Origin of the sequence: Rhodococcus sp. WAY2 (assembly GCF_009859915.1) — a bacterium.
GTDB classification, from domain to species: Bacteria; Actinomycetota; Actinomycetes; order Mycobacteriales; family Mycobacteriaceae; genus Rhodococcus_F; species Rhodococcus_F oxybenzonivorans.
On record NZ_CP046572.1, the window covers coordinates 901,233 to 925,892 of the forward strand.

The following is a 24,660-nucleotide window of genomic DNA, read 5'->3' on the forward strand; positions in this document are numbered from 1 at the left end:
CACCGAAGTAGAGGAACGCGCCGAGGAGGGCATATGACTCAGGTAGCTGAGATCCAGGAACAGACGAACAGCCGCGACCACTACCCGACCCGGATCAGCACCGAGCCGTCCATGATCGCGCGCAGTGAACCTGCTGTATGGGGAACGCCCTCCGACGGCCCCTTCGACGCCGCCGCGCTCGAGCGTCATGAGGCCCGAGGTTTCACCATCGTCGAGAACCTGCTGGGCGCGGACGAGGTCGCCGTCTACCGTGAGGAGCTCGACCGGCTGTCCCACGACGCGCAGATTCGCGAGAGCGGGCGGGTCATCACCGAACGCGGCACGGACGAGGTCCGTTCCGTTTTCGACGTCCACCGGTGCAGTGCGATGGTCGCCGAACTCGTTCGCGACGGCAGAATCCTCGATCGCGCGCGGCAACTCCTCGGCTCCGACGTCTACATCCACCAGAGCCGGATCAACTCGATGCCCGGTTTCAAGGGCACGGGTTTCTACTGGCATTCCGACTTCGAGACCTGGCACGCCGAGGACGGCCTCCCGATTCCCCGGACGGTCAGCTGTTCGATCACGCTCACGGAGAACTTCCCGTTCAACGGCTCGCTGATGGTGATGCCCGGATCGCACAAGAGTTTCGTCCAGTGTGTAGGCGCCACACCGGAGAACAACTACGCGTCCTCGCTGGTCTCCCAGGAAGTCGGGGTTCCTCGGCGGGAGGATGTGACCGACATGGCCGCGGAGTACGGGATCGAGCAGTTCACCGGCGCTGCGGGCACCGCGCTGTGGTTCGACTCCAACGTGATGCACGGGTCGGGAAATAACATCACGCCGTTCCCGCGGTCGAACATCTTCCTCGTGTTCAACAGCGTCGAGAACACTCTCGTCGAGCCGTTCGCCGCTGCGCGTCCCCGGCCCGACTACATCGCGTCGCGCGACTTCACGCCGCTCGGCTGACCTCCGGTGGGCGGCGACGCGTGCCGATGCGCGCGTCGCCGCTCACCCGGGCAGCTCGTGCAGGACACGGGCGAGATGGGCGAGCTCGGGAACCTCGGCAGCCTGATCGAGCGCCGCTTCCAGCGTGGCATCGTGAGTGGGGCGCGCCGCGTCCAATGCGGCTCGGCCCGCAGGTGTGAGCTCGGTATAGATACCGCGACGGTCGTCGTCGCACAGAATGCGGGTGAGTAGGCCCCGGTTCTCCAATCGATTCACCAACCTGGTGGTGGCACTGCTGCTGAGCGCCGCGGCCCGCGCGAGCTGCGCCATCCGCATATGCCAGCCGTCCTGACGGTTCAGGGCGTCGAGCACCGTGTATTCGACCACGGAGAGGTCGTGGTCGCGCTGCAGTGCACGTTCGAGCTCCGACTCGAGCAGTCCGTGCAGGGCGGCGAGTGTGCGCCACCCTTGTGAACGGATCTCGACGGCATCATCGGCGACTGCCACTGACCAACCTCCTGTTGTGCGGCTCCATACCAAGATTACCAGCTTGCGCACATAGAGCGCGTATGCAACTATTTATCCCGCGCCTGCAACTACTGCAGGCGCGTGATTAAAGCGCTCGCTCGCATTCTTCGAGTCTGTACGAAAGGGGTGGCTGCGATGCCACTGGGCCTACTCGCCCTCGCCATGGGCGGTTTCGGTATCGGACTCACCGAGTTCGTCATCATGGGACTGCTGCCGGAAGTGTCGGCTGACTTTCAGGTCAGCGAATCGGCGGCCGGTTACCTCATCTCCGGCTATGCCATGTCGGTGGCAGTCGGAGCCATCGTCATCACCGCGGCCGTCACACGCTTCGACCGCAAGCGTGTCCTCCAACTACTGATGGTGTTGTTCATCGGCGGAAATCTGCTGTCGGCGCTGGCCCCGACCTACGAGGTCATGATGGCCGGCCGGGTTCTCGCCGCCCTGTGTCACGGCGCGTTCTTCGGCATCGGCTCCGTGCTGGCGGCAGATCTGGTCCCCGCAAGCAAGAAGGCGGGCGCCATTGCGACCATGTTCGCCGGACTCACCGTTGCCAACGTTCTCGGAGTCCCCTTCGGTACCTTTCTCGGTCAGCAGTTCGGATGGCGTTCGACCTTCTGGGCCATCACCGTCATCGGTGTGATCGCACTGATCGGGATCGCGACCCTGGTGCCGGCGGTGGATCGTCCGAGCGATCCTGCCTCAGCCGGACTTCGCGGCGAACTGCGCGCCTTCCGCTCACCCCAGGTGTGGTTTTCGATCGCCGTCACGATCCTCGGGTTCGGCGGCATGTTCGGTGCCTTCACCTACATCGCCTTCACCCTCACCGAGGTCGGTGGATTCGCCTCCACCAGTGTTCCGTGGCTACTCGTCCTCTTCGGTGGCGGCTTGTTCGTCGGCAACTTCCTCGGTGGGCGTGCCGCGGACAAGGCACTGACCCGCACACTGATCACCATTCTTGCGGTGCTGACCGTGGTCCTCGTCGTTTTCGCTCTCACCGCCGACAACAAGCCCATGACCGTCGCCGCACTGTTTCTGATGGGTGCATTCGGATTTGCGACCGTGCCGGGACTGCAGATGCGCATCATGAACTATGCGAAGGAAGCTCCCACTATGGCGTCCGGCGCGAATATCGCCGCCTTCAACGTGGGGAACGCACTCGGCGCGTGGCTCGGTGGCATGACCATCGCTGCGGGACTCGGATTCACCTCGCCGATCTGGATGGGTGCCGCACTCACGGTGGGTGCTCTCGCTGTTCTCGGTCTTGGCACCGTGCTCGATCGGCGTCCGGTGTGGTCGGAGGATGAGACAGTGTCGACGGTGTCGCTCTAGCGACAATTCTCGGTCAGCTGAGCGGTGGAACAGAATTCGTCTGTTGCGCAAGCTCACTCAGGCGTTGCGCACGGGCCACCTCGGCTGGCGTGAACGGCTCGTCGACAGCCCGTGTGAAGACGAGCATGTCACCGTCACGGACCGGGATTTCGAGGAACGCCGTGTTGGCGGGGTGGGCGTTCGAGCGGGTCCGGTCGCTGACCGTGTCGACGTACTGCGCGCCGAGAAGTTCTGCGATAGACAGGGGGAGCTCGGACGGATCGGCCGCCACCCGCGCCGCCAACGTCAACGCCTTGGTCTGGCCGTCGATCAACGCGAGCGCCGAAGCGGGCCAGACGCCGACGTCGAGGCCGCCCGCGGACTCGACGGCAGTCGACAGTGCGTCCGGTGACGTGTCCCGGCACGCGCCGACAATCAACTCGTCGAGCGACCCACCCTCGAGGTGATGGACATGCACCGTGAGGATGTTCGCGTCGAGATTCGCAAGGTTGTGGGCAAGCGATTCGAGCTGTCCCGGGCGGTCGCTCACCCGGACGCGGATGCGCCAGAGCGACTGTCCGGTCGCGAAATGGCTGTGCTTCCCCTCGGGCGGGCCGTGCAACCACCCGCTGAGCAGTCTCATCGCGGACGGCTCGACGACCCAGATCACCAACACGGTCGTGCTGACGGTGAGCACTGCGACGGTGACGAGGTAGGACACGTGGACGTGGACGACCAAGGCATGGAGCACTAGTTCGACGGGAAAGACGGCGCACAGTTTGGCAAGTGCCAGGCGGACGCGGCGGGGGTGCGGGAGCCGACCGCACGCCTCGCACGCGTTGACATGAACTCCGGGTTCTCTCGCGGCATCGTTCATACACACACTGTCGGCGCACCGTGTTGCGACGTCGTTTCACCGCACGTCGGTGATGTGACAGAGGGGCGTGAAATACGTTGGGTCACAGGGCCGAGATGGCTGTCGATACAGAACTCCGTTGTTGTGAGTTGGAGCACGGGGTTCCCGGTCAGACCGGTTGCGCGTCGCCGAAGGTCATTCGGAGGTTGGGGATGGACGACGTGACCAACGCCCGCTTCGGGAGGCCCAGCGACCGCAGTTCTTCGGCAATCGGGTGGTTGCCCAGTTTGAGTTCCGCGCCACCTGGCCGGGATCGGACACCACTCGGGTTCATGTCCCAAGTGGTGAACCGGGTGATCCCATCGAGGTGTGAGTACGCCGTAAGGGAGGCACCGGCACCGGAACCGGGAAGCGGCATGCCTTTGGCAACGCTCAACTGAGCGATCAGCCGGCCATCCTGGCTGACCGACGCCCGCTTGACGGAGCTGACGTGATCGACGTCGAAATCGGCCAGCACCTTGGGGAAACCCCAAATTCCCTTACCGGCTGCGAGGGTGAACTCACCGTCGACGGGCAGCCGATGGATCAAGGCACCTGCCCGGCCCTTGGCCAGAGCCTTCACATCCTGTGTGACCGAGGTGCTGTCGGTTCGGTGGTCGCGGACGAGAAAGGTCACGCCGAATTCGTTGTAGGGGCCCAAATCTCCGTCCACGTAGTCGACGAACACCAGCGCGCAGATGCCGCGTCCGGGCCGGAACTGCAGTATCTCGAGGCCGGTGTAGTCGATCAGTTCCTGCGCGGCACCGGTCGGCACCGAGTACATCGCCGTGAATGCCGACGCCTGCCGAATCTCCACCGGCATGTCGACTTGCTTGCCCAGCACCTGATGTGAGTTCACGGCGCGACCACTCCACGCAGTGCGTCCGCACCGAACATGGGCTCGAACATCGAGCGGAAATCGGGTCCACGTCGCAACATCTGGCCACCATCGACGTTGATGATCTGGCCCGTGATCCACGTGGATGCGGGCCCGAGTAAAAACTTGGCGAGGGCGGCGATGTCGGTCACTTCACCGACTCGGGCAATGGGTGTGTTGGCCATGTAGTCGTCGAGGACCGGGCCGCCGTCGGTGATGAGCGCGACGAGATCGGTGCGGGTCAGGCCGGGCCGGATGCAGTTGACGCGCACGTGGGACGCACCCAGTTCGTCCGCGGCGAGTCGGGTGAGGTGGTCGACGCCGGCCTTGGACGGGCCGTAGGCGCCGAACCACCGGTGCGTGTTGCTGCTGGCGATCGAGGAGATGGTCACGATGGATCCACCACCCGCGGCGACGAGGGCGCGTGCGGAATGCTTGATCGTCAGCATCGTGCCGGTGACGTTCAGATCCACCGTCCGTCGCCACGCATCGACGTCGAGCTGCGTCACCGGTCCCACGGTTTCGTTTCCGCCGGCGCAGGCAACGACCCCGTCCAGCTGTCCGGTGCGCTCGCTCGCCTTCGCGACCGCGCGGACGACCTCGTCCTCGGCGGTGACGTCGGCGACGACCGTGTCGACGGTCCCGGGCGGGTTGTCGGCCTCGATCCCGGCCGCCGCGGAGGACAGCTTCTCCCCATTGCGCCCACAAATCGTGATGTGCGCTCCTGCTGCCACCAACGCCGTGGCTACGCCCAACCCGATGCCGCTTCCGCCGCCGGTGACGAGCACCGACAACTTGGCGAGTCCGCTGTCGCCGTCGTTGTTACCCACGTGCCGACCTCCAGTTGTGAGAACTCGTGTCAATTCTGAGGCGCCGATCAGCGAGAACTTGCCGCTATACCTCTGTGTCATAGTAAGAACACGTTCTATTATCGGGGCACGGTTCGCAGGATTCAATGCTGAGGAGCACGTCGATGGGGAACAGGCCGGAATTCGATCTGATCGACGGGCGGTTCTACTCGGGCGAACTCGGAGATCCGCGGGAGGCTTACGCCTGGATGCGCGCCCACGAACCGGTGTACCGCGCGGACGGCATCCTCGGGGCGGCCAGCTACGAAGCGGTGCTCACCGCGGAGCGGGATCCGGAGTTGTTCTCCAACGCGGGCGGGATCAGGCCCGGAGTCGGTCCGCTGCCACAAATGATCGACATGGACGACCCACAGCACCTGCAACATCGTCGCCTGGTCAACGCGGGCTTCACCCGCAAGAAGGTAGAAGCCAAGATCGACCGGATTCGCGAGATCTGCGACCAGTTGATCGATGCGGTGTGCGACAAGGGCGAGGCGGACTTCGTCCGTGATCTGGCGGCCCCGCTACCCATGGCCGTGGTCGGCGACATGCTCGGTGTTCGCCCCGAAGAACGCGACACCTTCCTGCAATGGTCCGACGATCTCATGAATGCACTTGGCAGCAACGTCACCGAAGAAAGCCTGCAGGCCCAGCTGAACGCCTACGTGGCATTCACCGAATTCACGCACCGCACGATCGCCGACCGCCGGAAGAATCCGACGGACGATCTCACCAGCATTCTGGTGCGCAGCGAAATCGACGGACACCGCCTCAGCGACGAGGACATCGTCGGAGAGACCCTGCTCATATTGATCGGCGGCGACGAAACTACGCGGCACGTCCTGAGCGGCGGGATGGAACAGTTGATGCGCCACCGCGATCAGCAGGCGAGCCTGGTGCGCGATCCGGACGGTATTCCGGCGGCCATCGAAGAAATGCTCCGCTGGTCCTCGCCCATCAAGAACATGTGCCGCACGGTGACCCGCGACGTCGACTTCTTCGGCACACAGCTGCGACGCGGCGAGAAGATGATGTTGCTGTTCGAATCGGCGAACTTCGACGACACCGTGTTCGACGACCCGAACCGCTTCGACATCGCACGGTGACCGAACCCGCACGTCGCCTTCGGTTTCGGCACCCACTTCTGCCTCGGCAACCAGTTGGCCCGCCTCGAGGCCAGGATCATGTTCGAACAGCTGCTGTCGAGGTTGCCGGACATGACGCTCGTCGACGACGGCCCGTTGCGCCGCCGCCCCGCCAACTTCGTGTCCGGGCTGGAGGAGATGCCGGTGAAGTGGTGAGGCGCTTCGCGCCCGTGCGCCTTTCTGGTAGCTGGAGCAACCAAAAAGGCGCACGAGCCCGGAGGGCCTACTCCGGGGCGCCGATGTTCAGCTCGTCCGGGTGGGCGCCGACGCGTGTGCCGTCGTCCATCGTCTCGATCTCGCTGAGGTCCTGCTCGGTGAGCTCGAAGTCGAAGACGTCGATGTTCTCGGCGATGCGTGCGTCGTGCACCGACTTCGGGATGACGATCAGCCCGTTCTGCAGATGCCAACGGATCAGGACCTGCGCCGCAGTCTTGCTGTGTCGGTCGCCGATGCGGGTGATGATCGGGTCGGTGAGGAGCGTGTTGGGCTTCGAGTCGCTGCCCCAACCGGAATTGCTGGTGCCGCCCAGCGGGCTCCACGACTCCACCGCGATGCCGTGTTCGGCGCCGTACTTGCGGATGTCCAGCTGCGCGAGATGGGGGTGCAGCTCCACCTGGTCGACGGCGGGTACGACACCACCCCGATCGACCAACAGTTGCAGATGTCGTGGCTCGAAGTTGCACACCCCGATTGCCTTGGCCTTCCCCGATTCGGCGATCTTCTCCATCGCATCCCAGGTGCGCAGGATGCGGTCGTCGTCCTGGAGCGGCCAGTGGATGAGGTAGAGGTCGACGTAGTCGAGGCCGAGCCGGCCGAGGCTGGCGTCGAAAGCCTTCAGCGCCGGCTCGTAGCCCTGGTCGGAGTTCCACAGCTTGGTGGTGAGGAAAATATCTTCCCGGTCGACGCCCGAGCCGGAGATGCCGCGCCCGACCCCCTCCTCGTTGCCGTAGGCGGCGGCAGTGTCGATGTGTCGGTAGCCGGCCTCGTCGATGGCGAACCGGACAGCGTGTTCGGTCTCGTTGTTGGTGGCCTGCCATACTCCCAGGCCGAGCTGCGGGATGGTGGTTCCGGAATTCAGCACGATGTGCGGTACTCGAGGACTCATGGTGTCCAGGCTATCGACTGTGATGGTGTCCGGCGCGCAACAAGCCCGGCCTGGCATCATGCGGGGGTGACGCAAATCCGGCTCCTCGCGACCGACCTCGACGGCACCCTGTTGCGCTCGGACCGGGTGATCTCGTCCCGCACCGCACACGCGATGGCGACGGCACAGCAGTCCGGAATCGAGATCGTCTGGGCAACCGCCCGGGCCCGCCACTCGGTGCACGAACTGGCGCAGTCGTGCGGGTTTCGCGGCCGGGCGATCTGTGCGAACGGCGCCGTGGTCCTCGACCTCGCCGACGGCACCCCAGTCGTGACGGCCACGACGTCGATCGCAATGGCCTCCGCGTCGGCCGCAATGAGCAGGGTGCGGACGCTGCTCCCGGGTGTCGTGTTCGCGAACGTGGGACCCACCCGCTTCGTCGCCGAGCCGGCGTACGCCGCGCTGTGCGACTTCGCCGACCACCACCGGTACCCCCACGACATGTCGCTGTCCGAGCTGCTGCCCGACCTGGACGAGCCGATGGTGAAGATCGTCGCCCGACACCCGGAGGTGTCGAGTTCAGACCTGTACCGGACGGCGTTGTCCGCCGGCGTCGACGGTGTCGAGCTGACACATTCCGGCGCGCCGTACGTCGAAATGGCCGCATCGGGTGTGTCGAAGGCCAGTGCACTAGCCGAACTGTGCGCCGTCGACGGGATCGGAGCGTCCGAGGTCGCCGTCGTGGGTGATGCGATCAACGACCTGCCCATGCTGGCCTGGGCAGGGACGGCACTGTGCCCGTCGAACGCCATAGCCGAAGTCCAGGCGCTGGCTGACCGTGTGCTGCCGAGCAACGACGAGGACGCCGTCGCCACGTACCTGGAGGAGCTGGTAGGCGCTTCGCGCCCGTGAGTGGTTAACGAGTCCACCGTCTTCGATGGACGGACTGGCTATTTTTTTCCTGGGGCTCTACGACGTCAACACCTTCTAGTTCGAAGCCGCGAAGGGAGACGGTCTGCGCAAGGTCGGCTACTCGAGAGAGCTCGAGTCGACCCGTAGATCGTGGTTGGACTCCTGGTCGAAACCACACCGGATTCCACTTGGAGAATCGGCTGTATCGAAGGGGACCACAACGCGGTTCGCTGCCGTCTGGCCTGGGCGCTGGGTCGTTTGGCGCTTGGCACGACGACATGCCGGCTCTGCAACAGGCGTGGTCCTGTTGCAGAGTCGGCAGATGTGTGTCGCGCGCCGGGGTCAGACCGCTCGGGGTCGGGCCTGGTTGTGCGCGGGTATGGGTGTGCGTTCGAAGTCGACTTGCCGGGGCGGGATGAAGACGGGGTGCCGGTCTGCCCCCATTTCGATCTCCCAGTCGCTGTGGTGGAGCAGTCGGTGATGGAACCCGCAGAGCAGCACCAGGTTGTCCATGTCGGAGGGCCCACCTTTGGACCACGGAATGATGTGGTGGCCCTCGCACCATGAGGGTGGCGCACCGCATCCCGGGAATGCGCATCCCCGATCTCTCGCGACCAGCGCTTTTCGTTGTCGTTTGGTCACTGTCCGGGTGGTGGTGCCGAGGTCGAGTGGCGCGCCGTGGTCGTCGAGGACGATCGGTGTGTAGATCGAGTCGCAGCTGAGGAGCCGAGCCGCTCGCAGGCTCAGCGGTCCCATCCACTCGGTCCACGCGACCCCGTCGACCGCGAACAGCGACGCGTCCCTCGCGCAGGCGCCGCGCTGATCCTCTGCATTGGCGTGGTTGGCGTGGTTGGCGTGCTCGGCGAGGTCTTTGATGTTGATGTGGAGGGAGACGTGGGGTCGTTCTCCGCCTTCTTCGCCGGCGATTGCGGCGTTGAGGTACCGGCGCAGCAGTTCGGTGAACCCGTCGGCCCTGCGCTGTCCGGGGGTGCGGGTGTCTGTGGTTCCGTCCTGCGCGGGTCGCGGCTGGGAGAGTCCGGAGAGCGCGGAGAGCAGCATTTCACCGGTGACGGCGTCGAGGTCGCCTTTGACGGCGACGCGTCCGTTGAGTGTTCTGGAGGCGTGGAATTCGTTGAGTTCGGTGTCTTCGGCGGGCGGCGGGTCGTCGGATTCGAAGGCGCGTTCGAGTCGAGCGATGACGGCACGCACGGCGTCGGTGTTGGCGGTAGGACCGCTCGCCGCGAACAGCAACGCGTTTCGGCAGTCGTCCATCGCTTCGAGTGGCATGCCTCGAGGTGGCCGCTCGCAGAATTTCATGATCAGTGCGGCGTGCTCCGCCGAGATAGTGGTGCCGAAGTAGGCGTCCGCGATTTCCGGTTGGGAACGTAAACCGCGTCCCAACATCAGGATTCGTCCCGCCGCATCCACCTCGAGCAACGTCTTGGAGGCCAGCCACATCTTGGTGTTCGGAAATCCCAGCACATCGACCTTGCAGCGCTGGTCGACGGCACCGACCAGCCTGACCCGCAACGCCTCGAGTCGCTGAATCTCCTCCGACACAGCAACCACCGATGCGAGCAACTCGGCCTCGGCCAGACGCCACGCATCACCGACCGCAGTCGCCAGAATCTCGTCCGACGCCAATATCTGGTCCGACAACGCCCCCTGGATATCCTCCCCGATCCCCATGAATCGAACCCTACTTCGAACGCGTGTTCGAGTCAATGGCCTGTCAATCCCGCCCAACCGCATCATCGTGAAGCGGACAATGACGGCATGGCAACTACCGGGGTGGTCCGTAGCTGGGACATCGGGAGGATGCAGGGCATCATCGATTCCGACGAGACGCCGGGTGGATGCTGGACGTTGTTCCACAGCGTGGCGGTCGAGGGCTTCCCCGCCCTTCGCGAGGGCCAGCAGGTGGAGTTCGAGTGGGACGTACTCGACAGCCCCATGCTGGGGTGCGATTTCTGCACGATTCGCGCGTGGCCCGTGGGCAGCGAACCGTACGTCGCGCCGCGATCGGGCCCATTCTCGACCAGGGCGTGGGTCACCTTTCCCGATGGCACGGGGAGGGAGATGACCGAAGAGGACTTCCCTCCCGTGCCGCCACGCGTACACGCCGAGAGAACCACCGGTACTGTGCGCACCTGGAACGCCGAAGACGGCTGGGGTGTCATCGATTCCGACGCCACCCCCGGTGGCGCGTGGACGCATTTCAGCGACGTCGCTGGCCCAGGCTTCCGTTCGCTGACGCCAGGACAGCACGTCACCTTCGAGCCCGAAAGAGTGGTCAGCGGAACGCAGCACGGCTACCACCACCGCGCTCTGGACGTTCGGAAAGCAGAGTAGATCTGCTCGCTACTTCCCTCGTCGCCAAGCCTCCGAATTCAAAAGCGGCAGATAGTCCCGCGGCTGCCCGAAGAGCTGGGCGCTGCCGTGGGCGCGTTTGAAGTAGAGCTGGGTGTCGTGCTCCCAGGTGATCGCGATGCCCCCGTGGAGTTGGATGGCCTCGGCTGCCACCGACTGCAGCGCTTCGGAGCAGTACACCTTGGCGATGACGGCGTCCTCGTGCGTGCCCGACAGCGCCGCGGCGTACGACATCGAGCGCGCCGTCTCGACCAACGCGTACATGTCGGCCATGCGATGCTTGAGCGCCTGGAACGACCCGATGGCCCGCCCGAACTGCTTGCGCGACTTCGTGTATTCGACCGTCTGTTCCAACACCGCGGACGCCGCGCCGACCTGTTCCGCCGACAGGGCGATCAGCGCGACGGTACGGATGCTGTCGACGAGGTCGGGTGACGACACCAGCCGGCGTGCGGCCACGTCGTCGAAGGTCACCTCGGCCAGCGTCCGCGTCGGATCCATCGTGGGTACCCGTCGTCGGGTCACGCCGTCCGCTGTCGCCGAAACTTCGAACAGGCCGTCGTCCGTGAGGACGAGTAGCACGTCGGCGACGTCGCCGCCGAGGACGTACTGCGCCGTACCCGAGAGGGTCTCGCCCGCCGCGGTGATCCCAAAACGGAACCAGCCTTCGGAACCTGACCAGCACAATGCAGCCACCGAACCCGCGGCAATAGCCGGGAGTAGCCGGCCGCAGGCGTCGTCGTCTCCCGACAGCAGTAGGGTCTGCGCGGCGAGGACGGCACTGCCCAGCATCGGTGACGGTGTGAGCGTCCGCCCCAATTCTTCCTGCACCACATGTACTTCGAGCAGGGAGGCGCCGACACCGTCGTACTTCTCCGGGATGGCCAGCGCGGCGACGCCGATCTGCTCGCACAGCCGTGCCCAGAGGGACTCGTCGTAGCCGTGTTCGGTAGTGATAGCGCGGCGGACGGCGGCGGAGTCGGAATGCTTGGACAGCAGGTTGCGTACGGACGCGCGGAGGTCGGCCCGCTCGTCGTTGTCGAAGCTCATGACGCACCCACGAGGGAATCGACCACGCGACCGCGATGGAAAGACGGGGTGCCCCAAGCGGTGACGAGTGCCCGGACTTTGGTAAGCCACAGCGACAGATCGTGTTCCTGGGTATAGCCGATGGCGCCGTGCACCTGCAGCGCCACGCGCGCCGCCCGGTAGGCGGCGTCACCGCAGGCCACCTTGGCGGCGGAGACGTCGCGAGGGGCGTCCGGCGAGCCGTCTCGAACCGACAGCGCCGCGCCGTGCAGCAGCGGCCGGGACATCTCGAGCCCGACGGCCACTTCCGCGAGGTGATGTTTGATGGCCTGGAACTGCCCGATCACCTTGCCGAACTGCTTGCGCTGCTTGGCGTAATCGGTGGTCATCTCGAGCAAGGTGTGTCCGAGCCCCTGCAGCTGCGCCGCGGTGGCGAGCGCGCCCAGATCGAAGGCGGGAACGAACTCGACCGCGCCCAGCCGTTGTCCGGCGGTCACGGGAAAGAGGCGGCGGGACTGGTCGACAGAGTCCTGCCTCACTCCCGGATCACCGAGGTGAAGTGACGCGTCCTCGACAAGGAGCACGAGATCGGCGGTGTCCGCATCGACGGCGAACGGCACGTGTGGGGGAGCGGCCACGGTAGCCAGGGAGCCTTCGGCGAGGGCGGACAGGCGCCCCGGCGCGGCCTGTGCGAGTAATTGTGGTGCTGCAGCGATGGTCTCGGCTACCGGGCCGGGCACGGCGTGGCGCCCCAGCTGCTCCACTGCGACGACGAGATCGACGGCGTCTGCGCCCAGACCGTCGTGCTCCTCACCGATCAGCAACCCGTTGATCCCGGTCTCGGCCAGACGCTGCCACACCTTCCGGCCGGGTTCTGTGTCACCGCGGTTCCAGGACCGGATCACCGCCGGCATATCGGACTTCGACAGCAGCGCATCGATACTGGATGCGAAATCCTGCTGGGAGGAGTCGAGCGCGAATCTCATTTATCCGCCTTGGGTAGGCCGAGCAACCGCTCGGCGATGACGTTCTTCTGAATCTCGTTGGTGCCGGCGTAGATCGGGCCCGACAGGGAGAACAGGTAGCCGTCCATCCAGTTGTCGGCGAGCTCGGCCGAGGCCCCCTGCAGTTCGAGGGCGGTCTCGTGGGTGGCGATGTCCCACTCCGACCAGAACACCTTGTTGATCGACGACTCGGCGCCCAGCTGCCCGCCTTCGGCGAGACGAGTCACCGTGCCGAAGGTGTTGAGCTGATAGGCGCGGGCCCCGATCCAGGCGTCCGCGACGCGGTTACGCAACGCGGTGTCGTCGGTGCGGCCCGTCGACTCGAACAGCTCGATCAGCCGGTCGACGGTGGCAAGGAACCGGCCGGGGCTGCGCAGGGACAGACCGCGCTCGTTGGACGCGGTGCTCATCGCGACGCGCCAGCCCTCGTTGACACCGCCGATCACGCCCGACTCGCCCGGGTGGGCCGGGTCGTCGGGGACGAAAACGTCCTCGAGGAAGATCTCGGCGAAACCGGGTTCGCCGTCGAGCTGGTCGATCGGGCGCACGGTGACACCCGGGGAGCGGAGGTCGAACATGAAGTAGGTGATGCCCTTGTGCCGCTGCGCGTCGGGGTCGGACCGGAACAGACCGAACCCCCAGTCCGCAAAAGTGGCTCGGGAACTCCACGTCTTCTGTCCGTTCAGCACCCAGCCCCCGTCGACGCGGCGAGCGGTGGAACGCAGTGAGGCGAGATCACTGCCCGACTCCGGTTCCGACCAGGCCTGGGCCCAGATGTCGTCGGCCCGGGCCATGCGGGGCATGATGCGTGCCAGCTGCTCCGCGTTGGCATGCTCGAACAGTGTGGGCGCCAACAGGAAGATGCCGTTCTGGCTGACCCGCCCGGGCGCGCCGGAGCGGTAGTACTCCTCCTCGAAGACCACCCACTCCAGCAGTGAGGCGTCGCGGCCGCCGAGCTCTTCCGGCCACGACACCACCGACAGGCGGGCGTCGGCGAGCGTGCGTTCCCACTCCCGATGAGCCTCGAAACCCTCGGCCGTGTCCATCGACGGCAGGGGGCGCGTCGGCATGTTGTCCTTCAGGAACGCTCGTACCTCGTCGCGGAACGCGAGAGTGGTGTCGTCGTACTCCAGATCCACTACTTGGCCCCGTTCTCCGAGTTACGTGCGCTTTCCGCCATCGACTTGGCGTTCATGCCGCCGAGCGGATCCGTGTCGATCTCGGCATTGTGCGCGTGCGCGAAATGGTGCAATCCGAAGACGGAGTCCATGCCGTTCCGCATGCCCATCTGGTCCTCGCACTGGTTGACGGCCTTCTTCGTGAGCGCGAGCCCGAAGCGCGGCATGGCAGCGATCCGTCCGGCGATCGCGAGGGTTTCCTTCTCGAGGTCCTCTCGCGGAACCACGCGGTTGATCATGCCGACCTCGTAGGCGCGTTGTGCGGGGAATCGATCACCGGTGTAGAGGATTTCCTTCGCGAACCGCGGATTCATCATCCACGGATGCGCGAAGTACTCGACACCGGGAATACCCATACGTACGACCGGATCGGAGAAGAACGCGTCTTCGGACGCCACGATCAAGTCACACACCCACGCCAGCATCAGACCGCCCGCGATGCAGGCCCCCTGCACCATCGCGATGGTGGGTTTCGGGATCTCGCGCCACCGGCGGCACATCCCGAGATAGACCTCCATCTCCCGGGCGAACCGCTGGTCGCCACCCGGCTTGTCGACGTGGTCCCACCACATCACGGCCTTGTTGTCGTAGTGGACGTGATGGTCGCGACCCGGTGTGCCGATGTCGTGTCCGGCGCTGAAGTGTTTTCCGTTGCCGGCGAGGACGATCACCTTCACCTCGTCGTCCTCGACTGCCCGCTCGAACGCGGCATCGAGTGCGTACGTCATCACCGAGTTCTGGGCGTTCCGATAGTCGGGACGGTTGAGCGTCACGAATGCCACACCGCCGCGCACGTCGTAGGTGACGACGTCACCCTCGTCGGGGACCGTCATGATGATTTCTCCTCACGCAAGATGTTCTTCATTACTTTCCCGGACGGGTTCCGGGGCAGAGAGTCGACGAATCGCACGGTGCGGGGGACCTTGAATCCCGCGAGGTGCTTCTTGCCGAAGGCGATCACGTCGTCCTCGGTCAGGGAGGTGCCCGGTTTCGCCACGACGTACGCCCGGCCGACCTCGCCCATGCGCTCGTCCGGTACACCGATGACGGCGGATTCGGCAACGCCGTCCAGGCGCGCAAGAACGTTCTCCACCTCGGCCGGGTACACGTTGAAGCCACCCGAGATGTACATGTCCTTCAGGCGGTCGGTGATGTCCAGGTACCCGCGGTCGTCGAGAACCCCGACGTCACCGGTGTGCAACCAGCCGTCCGGCTCGATGGTGCGGGCCGTTGCCTCCGGGTCGTCGAGATAGCCGAGCATGACGTTCTCCCCGCGCACCAGAATCTCGCCCCGCTCGCCGATCCGCACCTCCATACCGGGGATGGCCCGACCGGACGTGGTCGAGACGGTCACGGGATCGTCGTCGGTGCGGCACATGGTGATCACCACCGCCTCGGTCTGGCCGTACGCAGTGAGGACTGCTTCGAAGCTCAACTCGGACTGCATGCGTTCGACGAGCGCCACCGGGACCGCTGCCGCGCCCGTCACCGCGATGCGCAGACTCGACAGGTCGTAGCGGGAGCGGTCGGGGTGGTCGAGGATCGACTGGAAGATCGTGGGGGCACCGGGCAACACGGTGATGTGTTCGTCGTGCACGGTGGCCATCACCTTGGGCACGTCGAACACGGCCATCGGCACGACGGTCGCCCCGGTGAGGAGGCAGACGAGAATGCCCGCCTTGTATCCGAACGTGTGGAAGAACGGGTTGATGACGAGGTAGTTGTCGTCGGCAGTCACCTCGGCACAGTCGGCCCAGGCCCGCGCGATCCCCACCACCTGCCGGTGTGCGCTCAGCACACCTTTGCTCCGTCCCGTGGTCCCGGACGTGAACATCACATCCGCGATGTCCTCGGCGTCGACGGCCCGGGCCCGCCTGTCTGCCGCCGCCCGGGTGTCGTCCGTGGCGAGGGCGAGGAAGTCGTCGAAGTCGAGGACTCCGGGTCTTTCGACGTCGCCCCCGTCGACGGGGACGCGGACCACGGTCGGCAGGTCGAGGGTGCTCGACTCGTCTCGCAGGGTCGCATACCGGTCGGTGCCGAGGAACATGCCTGCGACCACCAGCGCGGCGGACTTCGTGCGCTCCACGATGTCGAGGGCCTCGGTCGCGGTGTAGCGGGTGTTGATCGGGACCAGCGTCGCCCCCGCGTAGTGCACCCCCAGTGCCGCGATCACCCAGTGAAACGTATTGGGAGACCAGATCGCGACGTGCTCACCTGGCTGTACGCCGCGGGCGCAGAGCGCTGCGGCGAAATCGCGGACACGGTCGTGGAGCTGTGTGAAGGTCAGACGGACGTCGCCGTCCGCCACGGCTTCGCGTTCGCCGAAGTCGTGTGCGGCCGCGATCACGGCGGCCGGAGTGGTTGTCGGTTGTGCGGTCACTTCGCTCCCTACCTACCTAGCAAGTGCTTGGTAGGTTATCTTACAGACGTGGACCAGAGCGAGAGCCCGGACGGGCTGATCACCGACGACGACTTTGCCCAGACCGTGAGAACCTGGCTGGCGGAGAACCTGACCGGCGACTTCGCACGCCTTGAAGGCAAGGGTGGACCCGGCAGCGAGCACGAGTTCTTCGAAGAACGACTCGCCTGGGACCGCCACCTCGCGGCCGCGGGGTGGACCTGCCTCGGCTGGCCTGCGGAGTACGGGGGCCGCGGCGCCACCCTTGCCCAGCAGGTGACGTTCCACCAGGAGTACGCGAAGTCGGGGGCACCGGCGAGGGTCAGTCATGTGGGCGAGGAACTGCTCGGGCCGACTCTGATCGCGTTCGGCACCGAGGAGCAGAAGCGTCGTTTCCTCCCCGGGATCAAGACTGTCACCGAACTGTGGGCGCAGGGATACTCCGAGCCGGGCGCCGGATCAGACCTCGCCAACGTCGCGACGACGGCCCGGCTCGAGGGCGACAGGTGGGTAATCAACGGGCAGAAGGTGTGGACCTCGCTCGCTCACGTGGCGCAGTGGGCGTTCGTGCTGTGCCGCACCGAGCCGGGGTCGAAGCGTCACCACGGACTCAGCTTCCTCCTCGTCCCCCTCGATCAGCCAGGCGTCACCGTGCGCCCGATTCAGCAACTCACCGGCACGTCCGAGTTCAACGAGGTGTTCTTCGACGACGCCGTGACCGACGCGGACCTCGTGGTGGGCGAACCGGGTGACGGCTGGCGGGTCGCGATGGGCCTGCTCACCTTCGAACGCGGGGTCTCCACCCTCGGCCAGCAGATCGGCTTTGCCCGCGAACTGCAGGGAATCGTCGACCTCGCGCATGCCAACGGCGCGGCCTCCGATCCGAGTATCCGGGAGAAGATTGCGCGGGCGTGGGTCGGGCTTCGAGTGATGCGGGCGCACGCGATGCGCACCCTCGACGCGGTGGACGCCGGCACGTCCGGTCCCGAAGCGTCGGTCGCAAAGTTGTTGTGGGCCAATTGGCATCGCGACCTCGGCCAGTTGGCGATGGACGTGCAGGGTGCGGCATCACTGCTGGCGCCCACGGGACCGTCGTCGGACATCACCGACCCCGAACATCTCGAACTGGACGAATGGCAGCGGCTGTTCCTGTTCACCCGCGCCGACACGATCTACGGAGGATCCAACGAGATCCAGCGCAACATCATCTCCGAGCGCGTGCTCGGACTTCCCCGAGAGGCACGACCGTGACTACTGCTCCACTCGCCACCGCGCCCGTCGAGACGCCGGGACACGACCTGCTGAAGGGCAAGAAGGTCGTCGTGACCGCCGCGGCCGGCACCGGCATCGGGTTCGCATCCGCCCGTCGCGCCCTCCTCGAGGGTGCCGACGTGCTGGTGTCCGACTGGCACGAACGCCGCCTGGGCGAGACGCAGGAGAAGCTTGCCGCCGAATTTCCCGAACGCACGGTGAAGGCGCTCGCCTGTGACGTGTCGAGCACGGAACAGGTGGACGCGCTGATCTCCGGGGCCGCCGACGCTCTGGGCCGGATCGATGTCCTCGTCAACAACGCCGGGCTCGGCGGTGAGACGCCTCTCGTCGACATGACGGACGAGGAGTGGGACCGCGTCCTCGACATCACCCTGAACGGAACATTTCGGGCCACCCGCGCGGCGCTGCGCTACTTCAAGGCGGTCGAGCACAACGGAGTGCTCGTCAACAATGCGTCCGTCCTCGGTTGGCGAGCGCAGCACTCGCAGGCGCACTATGCGGCCGCGAAGGCAGGGGTCATGGCCCTGACCCGGTGCAGCGCCATCGAGGCCGCCGAGTACGGAGTGCGGATCAACGCTGTCGCGCCGTCCATCGCTCGTCATGCCTTCCTCGCCAAGGTCACCAGCGAGGAACTTCTCGACCGGCTGGCGTCGGGGGAGGCGTTCGGACGCGCCGCCGAGGTGTGGGAGATCGCCGCGACCATCGCGATGCTCGCCAGCGACTACACCACATATCTCACCGGTGAGGTCGTGTCGGTGTCGTCGCAGCGGGCGTAGGCGGCTCCGCCGCCCGTGCGCCTTTTTGGTAGCTGGAGCAACCAGAAAGGCGCACAGGGCCGAAGGCCCTAGCAAGCGCTTGGTTGATAGGATGGAATGATGACTGCACCCCGAATCGACGAGACGTCCAAGACCGGACGCCGGGCCGAGCTGCTCGAGATCGCGGCCCAGCTGTTCGCGGAGCGTGGCCTGCGGGCCACCACCGTCCGTGACATCGCCGACGCAGCCGGCATCTTGTCGGGCAGCCTCTACCACCACTTCGACTCCAAGGAGTCGATGGTCGACGAAATACTACGAGACTTCCTGGACGACCTGTTCGGCAAGTACCGCGAGATCGTGGCGTCCGGGCGCAATAGCCGCGCGACCCTAGAAGCCTTGGTCACCACCTCGTACGAGGCGATCGACACGTCGCATTCCGCGGTGGCAATCTACCAGGACGAGGTCAAGCACCTCGTCGCCAACGAACGCTTCGCCTACCTGGCGGAACTGAACACCGAATTCCGCGAGCTGTGGGTCGGTGTGCTCGAGGCCGGTGTGCGGGACGGAAGCTTCCGCCCCGACATCGACGTCGAGCTCGCCTTCCGCTTCATGCGCGACACCGCCTGGGTTGCCGTGCGCTGGTACCGGCCCGGCGGCTCCCTGACCGTCGACACGGTCGCCAAGCAGTACCTCTCGATAGTCCTCGACGGACTCGCGAGCCCCAGAACCATCTGACTAGGAGTTCTCCATGACCGAGGCATACATCGTCGACGCCGTCCGGACCCCGATCGGCAAGAAGAATGGTGGCCTGTCCGGCGTGCACCCCGCAGACCTGGGTGCGCACGTCATCAAGTCGATCGTCAACCGCACCGGCATCGACCCTGCCGGCGTCGACGACGTCGTCTTCGGGTGCGTCGACGCGATCGGCGGCCAGGCGGGCAACATCGCACGGACGGCGTGGCTGGCGGCCGGATATCCGGAGGAGGTTCCGGGTGTGACCGTCGACCGTCAGTGCGGGTCGAGTCAGCAGGCCGTGCACTTCGGCGCGCAGGCGATCCTCAGCGGCACCGCCGACCTCATTCTCGCCGGCGGCGTGCAGAACATGAGCCAGATCCCGATCGCGTCGGCGATGATGGTGGGGCAGCAGTACGGATTCGACACCCCGTTCGGCGGGTCGACGGGGTGGGTGGAGCGCTACGGCGACCAGGAGGTGTCGCAGTTCCGCGGCGCGGAGTTGATCGCGGACAAGTGGGACATCAGCCGGGAGGAACTCGAGCGCTGGGCGTTGCAGAGCCACGAGCGCGCGCGGACGGCGATCGCGGAGGGCCGCTTCGACCGCGAGATCGTGCCGTTCGGGGAGGTGACGACGGACGAGGGTCCGCGTGAGACGAGCCTCGAGAAGATGGCGTCGTTGAAGACGCTCACGGAGGGTGGCAGATTGACGGCCGCAGTCGCGAGCCAGATCTCCGACGGCGCGAGCGCGGTGCTTCTCGCGTCCGCTGAGGCCGTCGAGCGATACGGATTGACCCCACGTGCCCGCATCCATCACCTCAGTGCCCGCGGCGCGGACCCGATCTTCATGTTGAGTGCACCGATTCCGGCTACGCGCTACGCGTTGGAGAAGACCGGCCTGAGCATCGACGACATCGATCTCGTCGAAATCAACGAGGCCTTCGCCCCGGTGGTGCTCGCGTGGATCAAGGAAATTGGTGCCGACCCGGCGAAGGTCAACGTGAACGGCGGCGCGATCGCCCTGGGACATCCGCTGGGCGCGACCGGCACCAAACTGATGGCCACGCTGCTCAACGAACTCGAGCGCACCGGCGGCCGTTACGGTCTGCAGACCATCTGCGAGGGAGGCGGCACCGCCAACGCCACCATCATCGAACGACTGTGAGTACTTACTAACCTTCCATGGTTAATAAGTACTCACGGGCGCGAAGCGCTACGCTCGAGGGAGAGGTGACGAGTCCGTAAGCGGGGTCGTGATGCACGAACTGGCAATCACCCAGAGCGTCGTCGATGCCGTCTGCGAGAAAGCCGCCGGACGGACCGTTCACAGTGTGCGGGTTCAGGTGGGCGCCCTGACCGCGGTGGTCGCTGATTCGATGCAGTTCTGTTTCGAGTTGGTCACGGAAGGGACTGTGGCGCATGGTGCCCGACTCGACATCGACCACTCCCCGGGCAGCGCGCAGTGCCGCGAGTGCGGCACCACGTTCTCGCTCACCGACCTGGTGTTGCTGTGTCCGTGTGGAAGCGCCGATGTCGAGGTCACCTCGGGCCGGGAATTACGAATCCTCTCGATGGAAGTGAGCTGAGGCGTATGTGTGCCACCTGCGGATGCGGCGACGACACCGGTACCAGGGTCAGCCGCCCCCAGACCCATCAGCACCCGCACGACCACGAGCACCCGCACGACCACGAGCACCCGCACGACCACGAGCATGAGCACCAGACGGTCACCCTCGAGCAGAAGGTGCTGGCCAAGAACGATCTGACGGCCGAGCGCAACCGGGCCTGGCTGGCCGAACGTGGCGTGCTCGCGCTGAACATGATGAGTTCCCCCGGGTCCGGGAAGACCACCTTGCTCGAGCGGACCATCGCCGACATCGGCGGACACCGTCCGGTCTCTGTGATCGAGGGAGATCAGGAGACGATGCTCGACGCCAACCGGATCGAGGCAACGGGTTGCGCTGTCGTGCAGGTGAACACGGGGGCGGGGTGTCACCTGGACGCGGAGATGATGCGCGATGCGCTGACGACGCTCGATCCCGGCCCGAACTCGTTGTTGTTCATCGAGAACGTGGGAAACCTGGTGTGCCCGGCGCTGTTCGACCTCGGGGAGCGGTCCCGGGTGGTGGTGATCTCCGTGACGGAGGGCACCGACAAGCCGCTGAAATATCCGCATATGTTCGCTGCGGCGAATCTGGTGGTGGTCAACAAGTCGGACCTGTTGCCGTACGTCGACTTCGACGTGGAGCTCTGCACGAAGTATGCCCGGTCGGTGAACCCCCATCTCGAGGCGATCACCTTGTCCGCGACCACGGGACAGGGCATGCAGCAGTGGTACGACTGGATCGCGGCGCAGTAACGGTCACGGCTGAACTGGCCCGATGTACCTGAGGGCCGTTGACACGCGAATGCCGTAAGGAGCTAAATAGGGAATAGCGTCACACAGGTGGGCCGACGGTCGACCCCGGTGGCGACAGGAGCCGTGTTCGGTTCCGGAAAGCGACCTGCTATGCCGACACAGGAAGCAATCAAAGCCGAGGAAACCCTGATCCACGTCCTGTGGATCAACGCGGGACTCAGCTGCGACGGGGATTCGGTGGCCTTGACCGCTGCCACTCAGCCCAGTGTCGAGGAAATCGCTCTCGGCGCTCTGCCGGGCCTGCCGAAGGTGGCCGTGCACTGGCCGCTGATCGACTTCGAATGTGGGCCCGAGGGTGGCGCCGACGACTTCATCGAGTGGTTCTGGAAGGCCGACCGCGGCGAGCTGGAACCTTTCGTACTGGTCGTCGAGGGGTCGATCCCCAATGAGCAACTTCACGACGAGGGGTACTGGTGCGGTTTCGGCAACAACCCGGAGACCGGTCAGCCCGTCACGACGAGTGAGTGGCTCGACAAGCTGGCTCCCAAAGCGACGGCGATCGTGGCTGCCGGTACGTGCGCGACGTACGGCGGTATCCACGCGATGGCCGGCAACCCGACGGGAGCGATGGGCGTCCCCGATTACCTCGGCTGGGATTGGAAATCGAAGGCGGGCATTCCGATCGTGTGTGTACCGGGTTGCCCGATCCAGCCGGACAATCTGTCCGAGACGTTGACCTATCTGCTGTACATGGCCACCGATCAGGCGCCGATGATTCCGCTCGACGACGCGCTGCGTCCGCAGTGGCTGTTCGGAAGCACGGTTCACGAGGGCTGTGATCGGGCCGGGTACTACGAGCAGGGTGACTTCGCCACCGAGTACGGCTCACCCAAGTGCATCGTCAAGCTCGGCTGCTGGGGCCCCGTCGTCAAATGCAACGTCCCCAAGCGTGGGTGGATCAACGGTGTGGGCGGTTGCCCGAACGTGGGCGGAATCTGCATCGGTTGCACGATGCCGGGATTCCCGGACAAGTTCATGCCTTTCATGGACGAGCCGCCCGGCGGAAGACTGTCCACGACCGCATCCGGTCTGTACGGCTCCGCGATCCGCAGTCTGCGCAGAATCACCAAGAACACCTTGGACAAAGAGCCGCAGTGGCGTAGCCGCGGCACGAAACTGACCACAGGCGCCACTCGCACCTGGTAGCCCAGCTCGGGCCTCTGAGAGGTACGTCGATGACAACGATCATTCCGGATCCTTCGCACAAGACGGAAACCGATGGCTTGGTGGAGATGGCGTGGGATCCGATCACACGCATCGTCGGCAGCCTGGGTATCTATACGAAGATCGACTTCAAGCAGAAGGAAGTCGTGGAGTGCCACAGCACGTCCTCGATTTTCCGCGGCTATTCGATCTTCATGAAAGGAAAGGATCCGCGCGACGCCCATTTCATCACCAGCCGCATCTGCGGTATCTGCGGTGACAACCACGCCACCTGTTCGTGTTATTGCCAGAACATGGCGTACGGCGTGCAGCCACCGCATATCGGCGAATGGATCGTCAATCTCGGTGAAGCCGCGGAATACATGTTCGACCACAACATCTTCCAGGAAAATCTGGTCGGTGTGGACTTCTGCGAGAAGATGGTCTCGGAGACGAACCCCGGGGTGCTCGCGCAGGCGGAGAACACTCCGGCGCCGCACGCCGGCGACCACGGCTACCGGACCATCGCCGACATCATGCGATCGCTCAACCCCTTCACCGGCGAGTTCTACCGCGAGGCGCTGCAGGTCAGCCGCTGGACGCGGGAAATGTTCTGCCTCATGGAAGGACGGCACGTCCACCCGTCGACGCTGTATCCGGGAGGTGTGGGCACCTCGGCGACCGTCCAGTTGATGACCGACTACATGTCCCGCCTGATGCGTTACGTCGAATTCATGAAGAAGGTCGTGCCCATGCACGACGACCTGTTCGACTTCTTCTACGAGGCCATTCCGGGATACGAGAACGTCGGACTCCGTCGCACTCTGCTCGGCTGCTGGGGCTCGTTCCAGGATCCGGCGGTGTGCAACTTCGAGTACAAGGACATGGAGAACTGGGGCCGGTCCATGTTCGTCACTCCGGGTATCGTCGTGGACGGCAAACTGGTGACGACCTCCCTCGTGGACATCAACCTCGGTATCCGCATCCTTCTGGGCAGCTCGTACTACGACGACTGGACCGACCAGGAAATGTTCGTCGAGAAGGACCCGCTGGGTAACACGGTCGATCGCCGGCATCCCTGGAACCAGCACACCAACCCGCATCCGCAGAAGCGGGACATGGACGAGAAGTACAGCTGGGTGATGTCGCCGCGGTGGTACGACGGCAAGGACTATCTCGCCCTCGACACCGGTGGTGGTCCGCTCGCCCGACTCTGGAGTACGGCTCTCGCGCAGTTGGTGGATATCGGTTACGTGCAGTCGACGGGCCACAGCGTGAAGATCAATCTGCCGAAGACGGCGCTGAAGGGTCCGGTCGAGCTGGAGTGGAACATTCCGCGGCACGGCAGTAACACCCTCGAACGCAATCGTGCGAGGACCTACTTCCAGGCGTACGCGGCGGCATGTGCCCTGCATTTCGCCGAGAAGGCACTAGCCGAAATTCGGGCCGGGCACACCAAGACGTGGGAGAAGTTCGACGTCCCCGACGAGGGAATCGGATGCGGCTTCACGGAGGCTGTGCGCGGAGTTCTGTCGCACCACATGGTAATTCGGGACGGTAAGATCGCGAACTACCATCCGTACCCCCCGACACCGTGGAACGCGAATCCTCGGGACAGTTACGGAACACCGGGCCCCTACGAGGATGCGGTGCAGAAGTCGCCCATCTTCGAGGAGAACGACCGGGACCACTTCAAAGGCATCGACATCATGCGGACCGTCCGCAGTTTCGATCCGTGCCTGCCCTGTGGTGTCCACATGTATCTGGGAGAGGGAAAGACACTGGAGAAGCTGCATTCGCCCACCCAGTCCGTGACCGGCGAGTGACGAGGCAGGC

At 65.2% G+C, this 24,660-nt stretch carries 23 protein-coding genes and 1 pseudogene; 13 read left to right on the plus strand and 11 right to left on the minus strand.

All coding sequences use genetic code 11. The features are described 5' to 3' along the window. Positions 1-33 precede the first annotated feature (33 nt). Positions 34-948 carry an ectoine hydroxylase gene (gene thpD, locus GFS60_RS04245; RefSeq protein ID WP_159919112.1) on the plus strand — a complete coding sequence of 305 codons (915 nt, stop codon included), beginning with the start codon at positions 34-36 and terminating at the stop codon, positions 946-948. A gap of 42 nt (positions 949-990) precedes the next feature. On the opposite strand, the gene GFS60_RS04250 is transcribed toward thpD, so the two are convergent. Continuing rightward, positions 991-1,434, minus strand: a complete 444-nt coding sequence (locus GFS60_RS04250) for a MarR family winged helix-turn-helix transcriptional regulator (RefSeq protein ID WP_109326680.1) — start codon at positions 1,432-1,434, stop codon at positions 991-993. 156 nt (positions 1,435-1,590) lie between these two features. Here GFS60_RS04250 and GFS60_RS04255 point away from each other — a divergent pair, with 156 nt between their 5' ends. Beyond that, a complete protein-coding gene (locus tag GFS60_RS04255) occupies positions 1,591-2,784 on the plus strand; it encodes an MFS transporter (RefSeq protein ID WP_159919113.1) in 1,194 nt (397 codons plus the stop codon). 13 nt (positions 2,785-2,797) lie between these two features. Here GFS60_RS04255 and GFS60_RS04260 read toward each other — a convergent pair whose 3' ends face one another. The 3 genes from GFS60_RS04260 to GFS60_RS04270 form a co-directional block, all read right to left on the minus strand. Next, positions 2,798-3,640 (minus strand): amino acid-binding protein, encoded by an 843-nt coding sequence (locus tag GFS60_RS04260; RefSeq protein ID WP_159919114.1) that lies wholly within the window; start codon positions 3,638-3,640, stop codon positions 2,798-2,800. A gap of 148 nt (positions 3,641-3,788) precedes the next feature. Continuing rightward, positions 3,789-4,517, minus strand: a complete 729-nt coding sequence (locus GFS60_RS04265; RefSeq protein WP_159919115.1) for an acetoacetate decarboxylase family protein — start codon at positions 4,515-4,517, stop codon at positions 3,789-3,791. Continuing rightward, positions 4,514-5,365 (minus strand): SDR family oxidoreductase, encoded by an 852-nt coding sequence (locus GFS60_RS04270; RefSeq protein ID WP_236603371.1) that lies wholly within the window; start codon positions 5,363-5,365, stop codon positions 4,514-4,516. The genes GFS60_RS04265 and GFS60_RS04270 overlap by 4 nt, the downstream gene beginning before the upstream one ends. Positions 5,366-5,508: 143 nt before the next feature. Between GFS60_RS04270 and GFS60_RS04275 the strand changes: the two are divergent. Beyond that, positions 5,509-6,684 (plus strand): annotated as a pseudogene (locus GFS60_RS04275) (cytochrome P450). Between the two features lie 67 nt (positions 6,685-6,751). On the opposite strand, the gene GFS60_RS04280 reads toward GFS60_RS04275, so the two are convergent. Then, the gene (locus GFS60_RS04280) at positions 6,752-7,633 is read right to left on the minus strand and encodes an aldo/keto reductase (RefSeq protein WP_159919117.1); all 882 of its coding nucleotides are present in this window, start codon (positions 7,631-7,633) and stop codon (positions 6,752-6,754) included. A 66-nt stretch (positions 7,634-7,699) separates the two neighbouring features. On the opposite strand from GFS60_RS04280, the gene GFS60_RS04285 reads away from it, so the two are divergent. Then, entirely contained in the window at positions 7,700-8,524 is an 825-nt protein-coding gene (locus GFS60_RS04285) for an HAD family hydrolase (protein WP_159919118.1), read from the plus strand. Between the two features lie 342 nt (positions 8,525-8,866). Here the strand turns inward: GFS60_RS04285 and GFS60_RS04290 are convergent, their stop codons facing one another. Further along, complete coding sequence (locus GFS60_RS04290) at positions 8,867-10,213, minus strand: HNH endonuclease signature motif containing protein (protein WP_159919119.1); 1,347 nt, start codon at positions 10,211-10,213, stop codon at positions 8,867-8,869. A gap of 87 nt (positions 10,214-10,300) precedes the next feature. Here GFS60_RS04290 and GFS60_RS38930 point away from each other — a divergent pair, with 87 nt between their 5' ends. Further along, a complete protein-coding gene (locus GFS60_RS38930) occupies positions 10,301-10,876 on the plus strand; it encodes a cold-shock protein (protein WP_236603372.1) in 576 nt (191 codons plus the stop codon). Between the two features lie 9 nt (positions 10,877-10,885). Here GFS60_RS38930 and GFS60_RS04300 read toward each other — a convergent pair whose 3' ends face one another. Genes GFS60_RS04300 through fadD3 form a run of 5 tightly spaced genes read right to left on the minus strand, consistent with a single transcriptional unit; the run spans position 10,886 to position 16,485 of the window. After that, on the minus strand, positions 10,886-11,944 hold the full coding sequence (locus GFS60_RS04300; RefSeq protein ID WP_159919120.1) for an acyl-CoA dehydrogenase family protein: 1,059 nt from the start codon (positions 11,942-11,944) through the stop codon (positions 10,886-10,888). Next, on the minus strand, positions 11,941-12,909 hold the full coding sequence (locus GFS60_RS04305) for an acyl-CoA dehydrogenase family protein (protein WP_159919121.1): 969 nt from the start codon (positions 12,907-12,909) through the stop codon (positions 11,941-11,943). Before GFS60_RS04305 ends, GFS60_RS04300 begins: the two co-directional genes overlap by 4 nt. Further along, positions 12,906-14,066 carry an acyl-CoA dehydrogenase family protein gene (locus GFS60_RS04310; RefSeq protein WP_159919122.1) on the minus strand — a complete coding sequence of 387 codons (1,161 nt, stop codon included), beginning with the start codon at positions 14,064-14,066 and terminating at the stop codon, positions 12,906-12,908. The genes GFS60_RS04305 and GFS60_RS04310 overlap by 4 nt, the downstream gene beginning before the upstream one ends. After that, a complete protein-coding gene (locus GFS60_RS04315; protein WP_159919123.1) occupies positions 14,066-14,938 on the minus strand; it encodes an enoyl-CoA hydratase in 873 nt (290 codons plus the stop codon). Before GFS60_RS04315 ends, GFS60_RS04310 begins: the two co-directional genes overlap by 1 nt. After that, positions 14,935-16,485: a 3-[(3aS,4S,7aS)-7a-methyl-1,5-dioxo-octahydro-1H-inden-4-yl]propanoyl:CoA ligase gene (gene fadD3 / locus GFS60_RS04320; protein WP_159919124.1), complete on the minus strand. Its 1,551-nt coding sequence runs from the start codon at positions 16,483-16,485 to the stop codon at positions 14,935-14,937. Before fadD3 ends, GFS60_RS04315 begins: the two co-directional genes overlap by 4 nt. A 48-nt stretch (positions 16,486-16,533) precedes the next feature. Between fadD3 and GFS60_RS04325 the strand changes: the two genes are divergently transcribed. The 8 genes from GFS60_RS04325 (at position 16,534) to GFS60_RS04360 (ending at position 24,650) form a co-directional block, all read left to right on the plus strand. Beyond that, positions 16,534-17,754 carry an acyl-CoA dehydrogenase family protein gene (locus GFS60_RS04325; RefSeq protein ID WP_159919125.1) on the plus strand — a complete coding sequence of 407 codons (1,221 nt, stop codon included), beginning with the start codon at positions 16,534-16,536 and terminating at the stop codon, positions 17,752-17,754. Further along, positions 17,751-18,551, plus strand: a complete 801-nt coding sequence (locus GFS60_RS04330; protein WP_109326699.1) for an SDR family oxidoreductase — start codon at positions 17,751-17,753, stop codon at positions 18,549-18,551. The genes GFS60_RS04325 and GFS60_RS04330 overlap by 4 nt, the downstream gene beginning before the upstream one ends. A 99-nt stretch (positions 18,552-18,650) precedes the next feature. Further along, a complete protein-coding gene (locus GFS60_RS04335; RefSeq protein ID WP_109326700.1) occupies positions 18,651-19,265 on the plus strand; it encodes a TetR/AcrR family transcriptional regulator in 615 nt (204 codons plus the stop codon). A gap of 13 nt (positions 19,266-19,278) precedes the next feature. Then, positions 19,279-20,427: an acetyl-CoA C-acetyltransferase gene (locus GFS60_RS04340; RefSeq protein WP_159919126.1), complete on the plus strand. Its 1,149-nt coding sequence runs from the start codon at positions 19,279-19,281 to the stop codon at positions 20,425-20,427. 91 nt (positions 20,428-20,518) lie between these two features. Then, positions 20,519-20,848 (plus strand): hydrogenase maturation nickel metallochaperone HypA, encoded by a 330-nt coding sequence (hypA, locus tag GFS60_RS04345; protein ID WP_109326702.1) that lies wholly within the window; start codon positions 20,519-20,521, stop codon positions 20,846-20,848. Between the two features lie 5 nt (positions 20,849-20,853). After that, complete coding sequence (gene hypB / locus GFS60_RS04350; RefSeq protein ID WP_159919127.1) at positions 20,854-21,621, plus strand: hydrogenase nickel incorporation protein HypB; 768 nt, start codon at positions 20,854-20,856, stop codon at positions 21,619-21,621. Positions 21,622-21,771: 150 nt separating this feature from the next. Next, positions 21,772-22,827 carry a hydrogenase expression protein HypE gene (locus tag GFS60_RS04355; protein ID WP_159919128.1) on the plus strand — a complete coding sequence of 352 codons (1,056 nt, stop codon included), beginning with the start codon at positions 21,772-21,774 and terminating at the stop codon, positions 22,825-22,827. Between the two features lie 29 nt (positions 22,828-22,856). Continuing rightward, the gene (locus GFS60_RS04360) at positions 22,857-24,650 is read left to right on the plus strand and encodes a nickel-dependent hydrogenase large subunit (protein ID WP_159919129.1); all 1,794 of its coding nucleotides are present in this window, start codon (positions 22,857-22,859) and stop codon (positions 24,648-24,650) included. The last annotated feature ends 10 nt before the right edge of the window (positions 24,651-24,660 follow it).

Coding starts and splice junctions, on each gene's coding strand:
- thpD (WP_159919112.1), top strand. CDS start 34: ATGACTCAGGTAGCTGAGATCCAGGAACAGACGAACAGCCGCGACCAC.
- GFS60_RS04255 (WP_159919113.1), top strand. CDS start 1,591: ATGCCACTGGGCCTACTCGCCCTCGCCATGGGCGGTTTCGGTATCGGA.
- GFS60_RS04355 (WP_159919128.1), top strand. CDS start 21,772: ATGCCGACACAGGAAGCAATCAAAGCCGAGGAAACCCTGATCCACGTC.
- hypB (WP_159919127.1), top strand. CDS start 20,854: ATGTGTGCCACCTGCGGATGCGGCGACGACACCGGTACCAGGGTCAGC.
- GFS60_RS04260 (WP_159919114.1), bottom strand. CDS start 3,640: ATGAACGATGCCGCGAGAGAACCCGGAGTTCATGTCAACGCGTGCGAG.
- GFS60_RS38930 (WP_236603372.1), top strand. CDS start 10,301: ATGGCAACTACCGGGGTGGTCCGTAGCTGGGACATCGGGAGGATGCAG.
- GFS60_RS04315 (WP_159919123.1), bottom strand. CDS start 14,938: ATGACGGTCCCCGACGAGGGTGACGTCGTCACCTACGACGTGCGCGGC.
- GFS60_RS04290 (WP_159919119.1), bottom strand. CDS start 10,213: ATGGGGATCGGGGAGGATATCCAGGGGGCGTTGTCGGACCAGATATTG.
- GFS60_RS04305 (WP_159919121.1), bottom strand. CDS start 12,909: ATGAGATTCGCGCTCGACTCCTCCCAGCAGGATTTCGCATCCAGTATC.
- GFS60_RS04340 (WP_159919126.1), top strand. CDS start 19,279: ATGACCGAGGCATACATCGTCGACGCCGTCCGGACCCCGATCGGCAAG.
- GFS60_RS04335 (WP_109326700.1), top strand. CDS start 18,651: ATGACTGCACCCCGAATCGACGAGACGTCCAAGACCGGACGCCGGGCC.
- GFS60_RS04280 (WP_159919117.1), bottom strand. CDS start 7,633: ATGAGTCCTCGAGTACCGCACATCGTGCTGAATTCCGGAACCACCATC.
- GFS60_RS04300 (WP_159919120.1), bottom strand. CDS start 11,944: ATGAGCTTCGACAACGACGAGCGGGCCGACCTCCGCGCGTCCGTACGC.
- GFS60_RS04360 (WP_159919129.1), top strand. CDS start 22,857: ATGACAACGATCATTCCGGATCCTTCGCACAAGACGGAAACCGATGGC.
- hypA (WP_109326702.1), top strand. CDS start 20,519: ATGCACGAACTGGCAATCACCCAGAGCGTCGTCGATGCCGTCTGCGAG.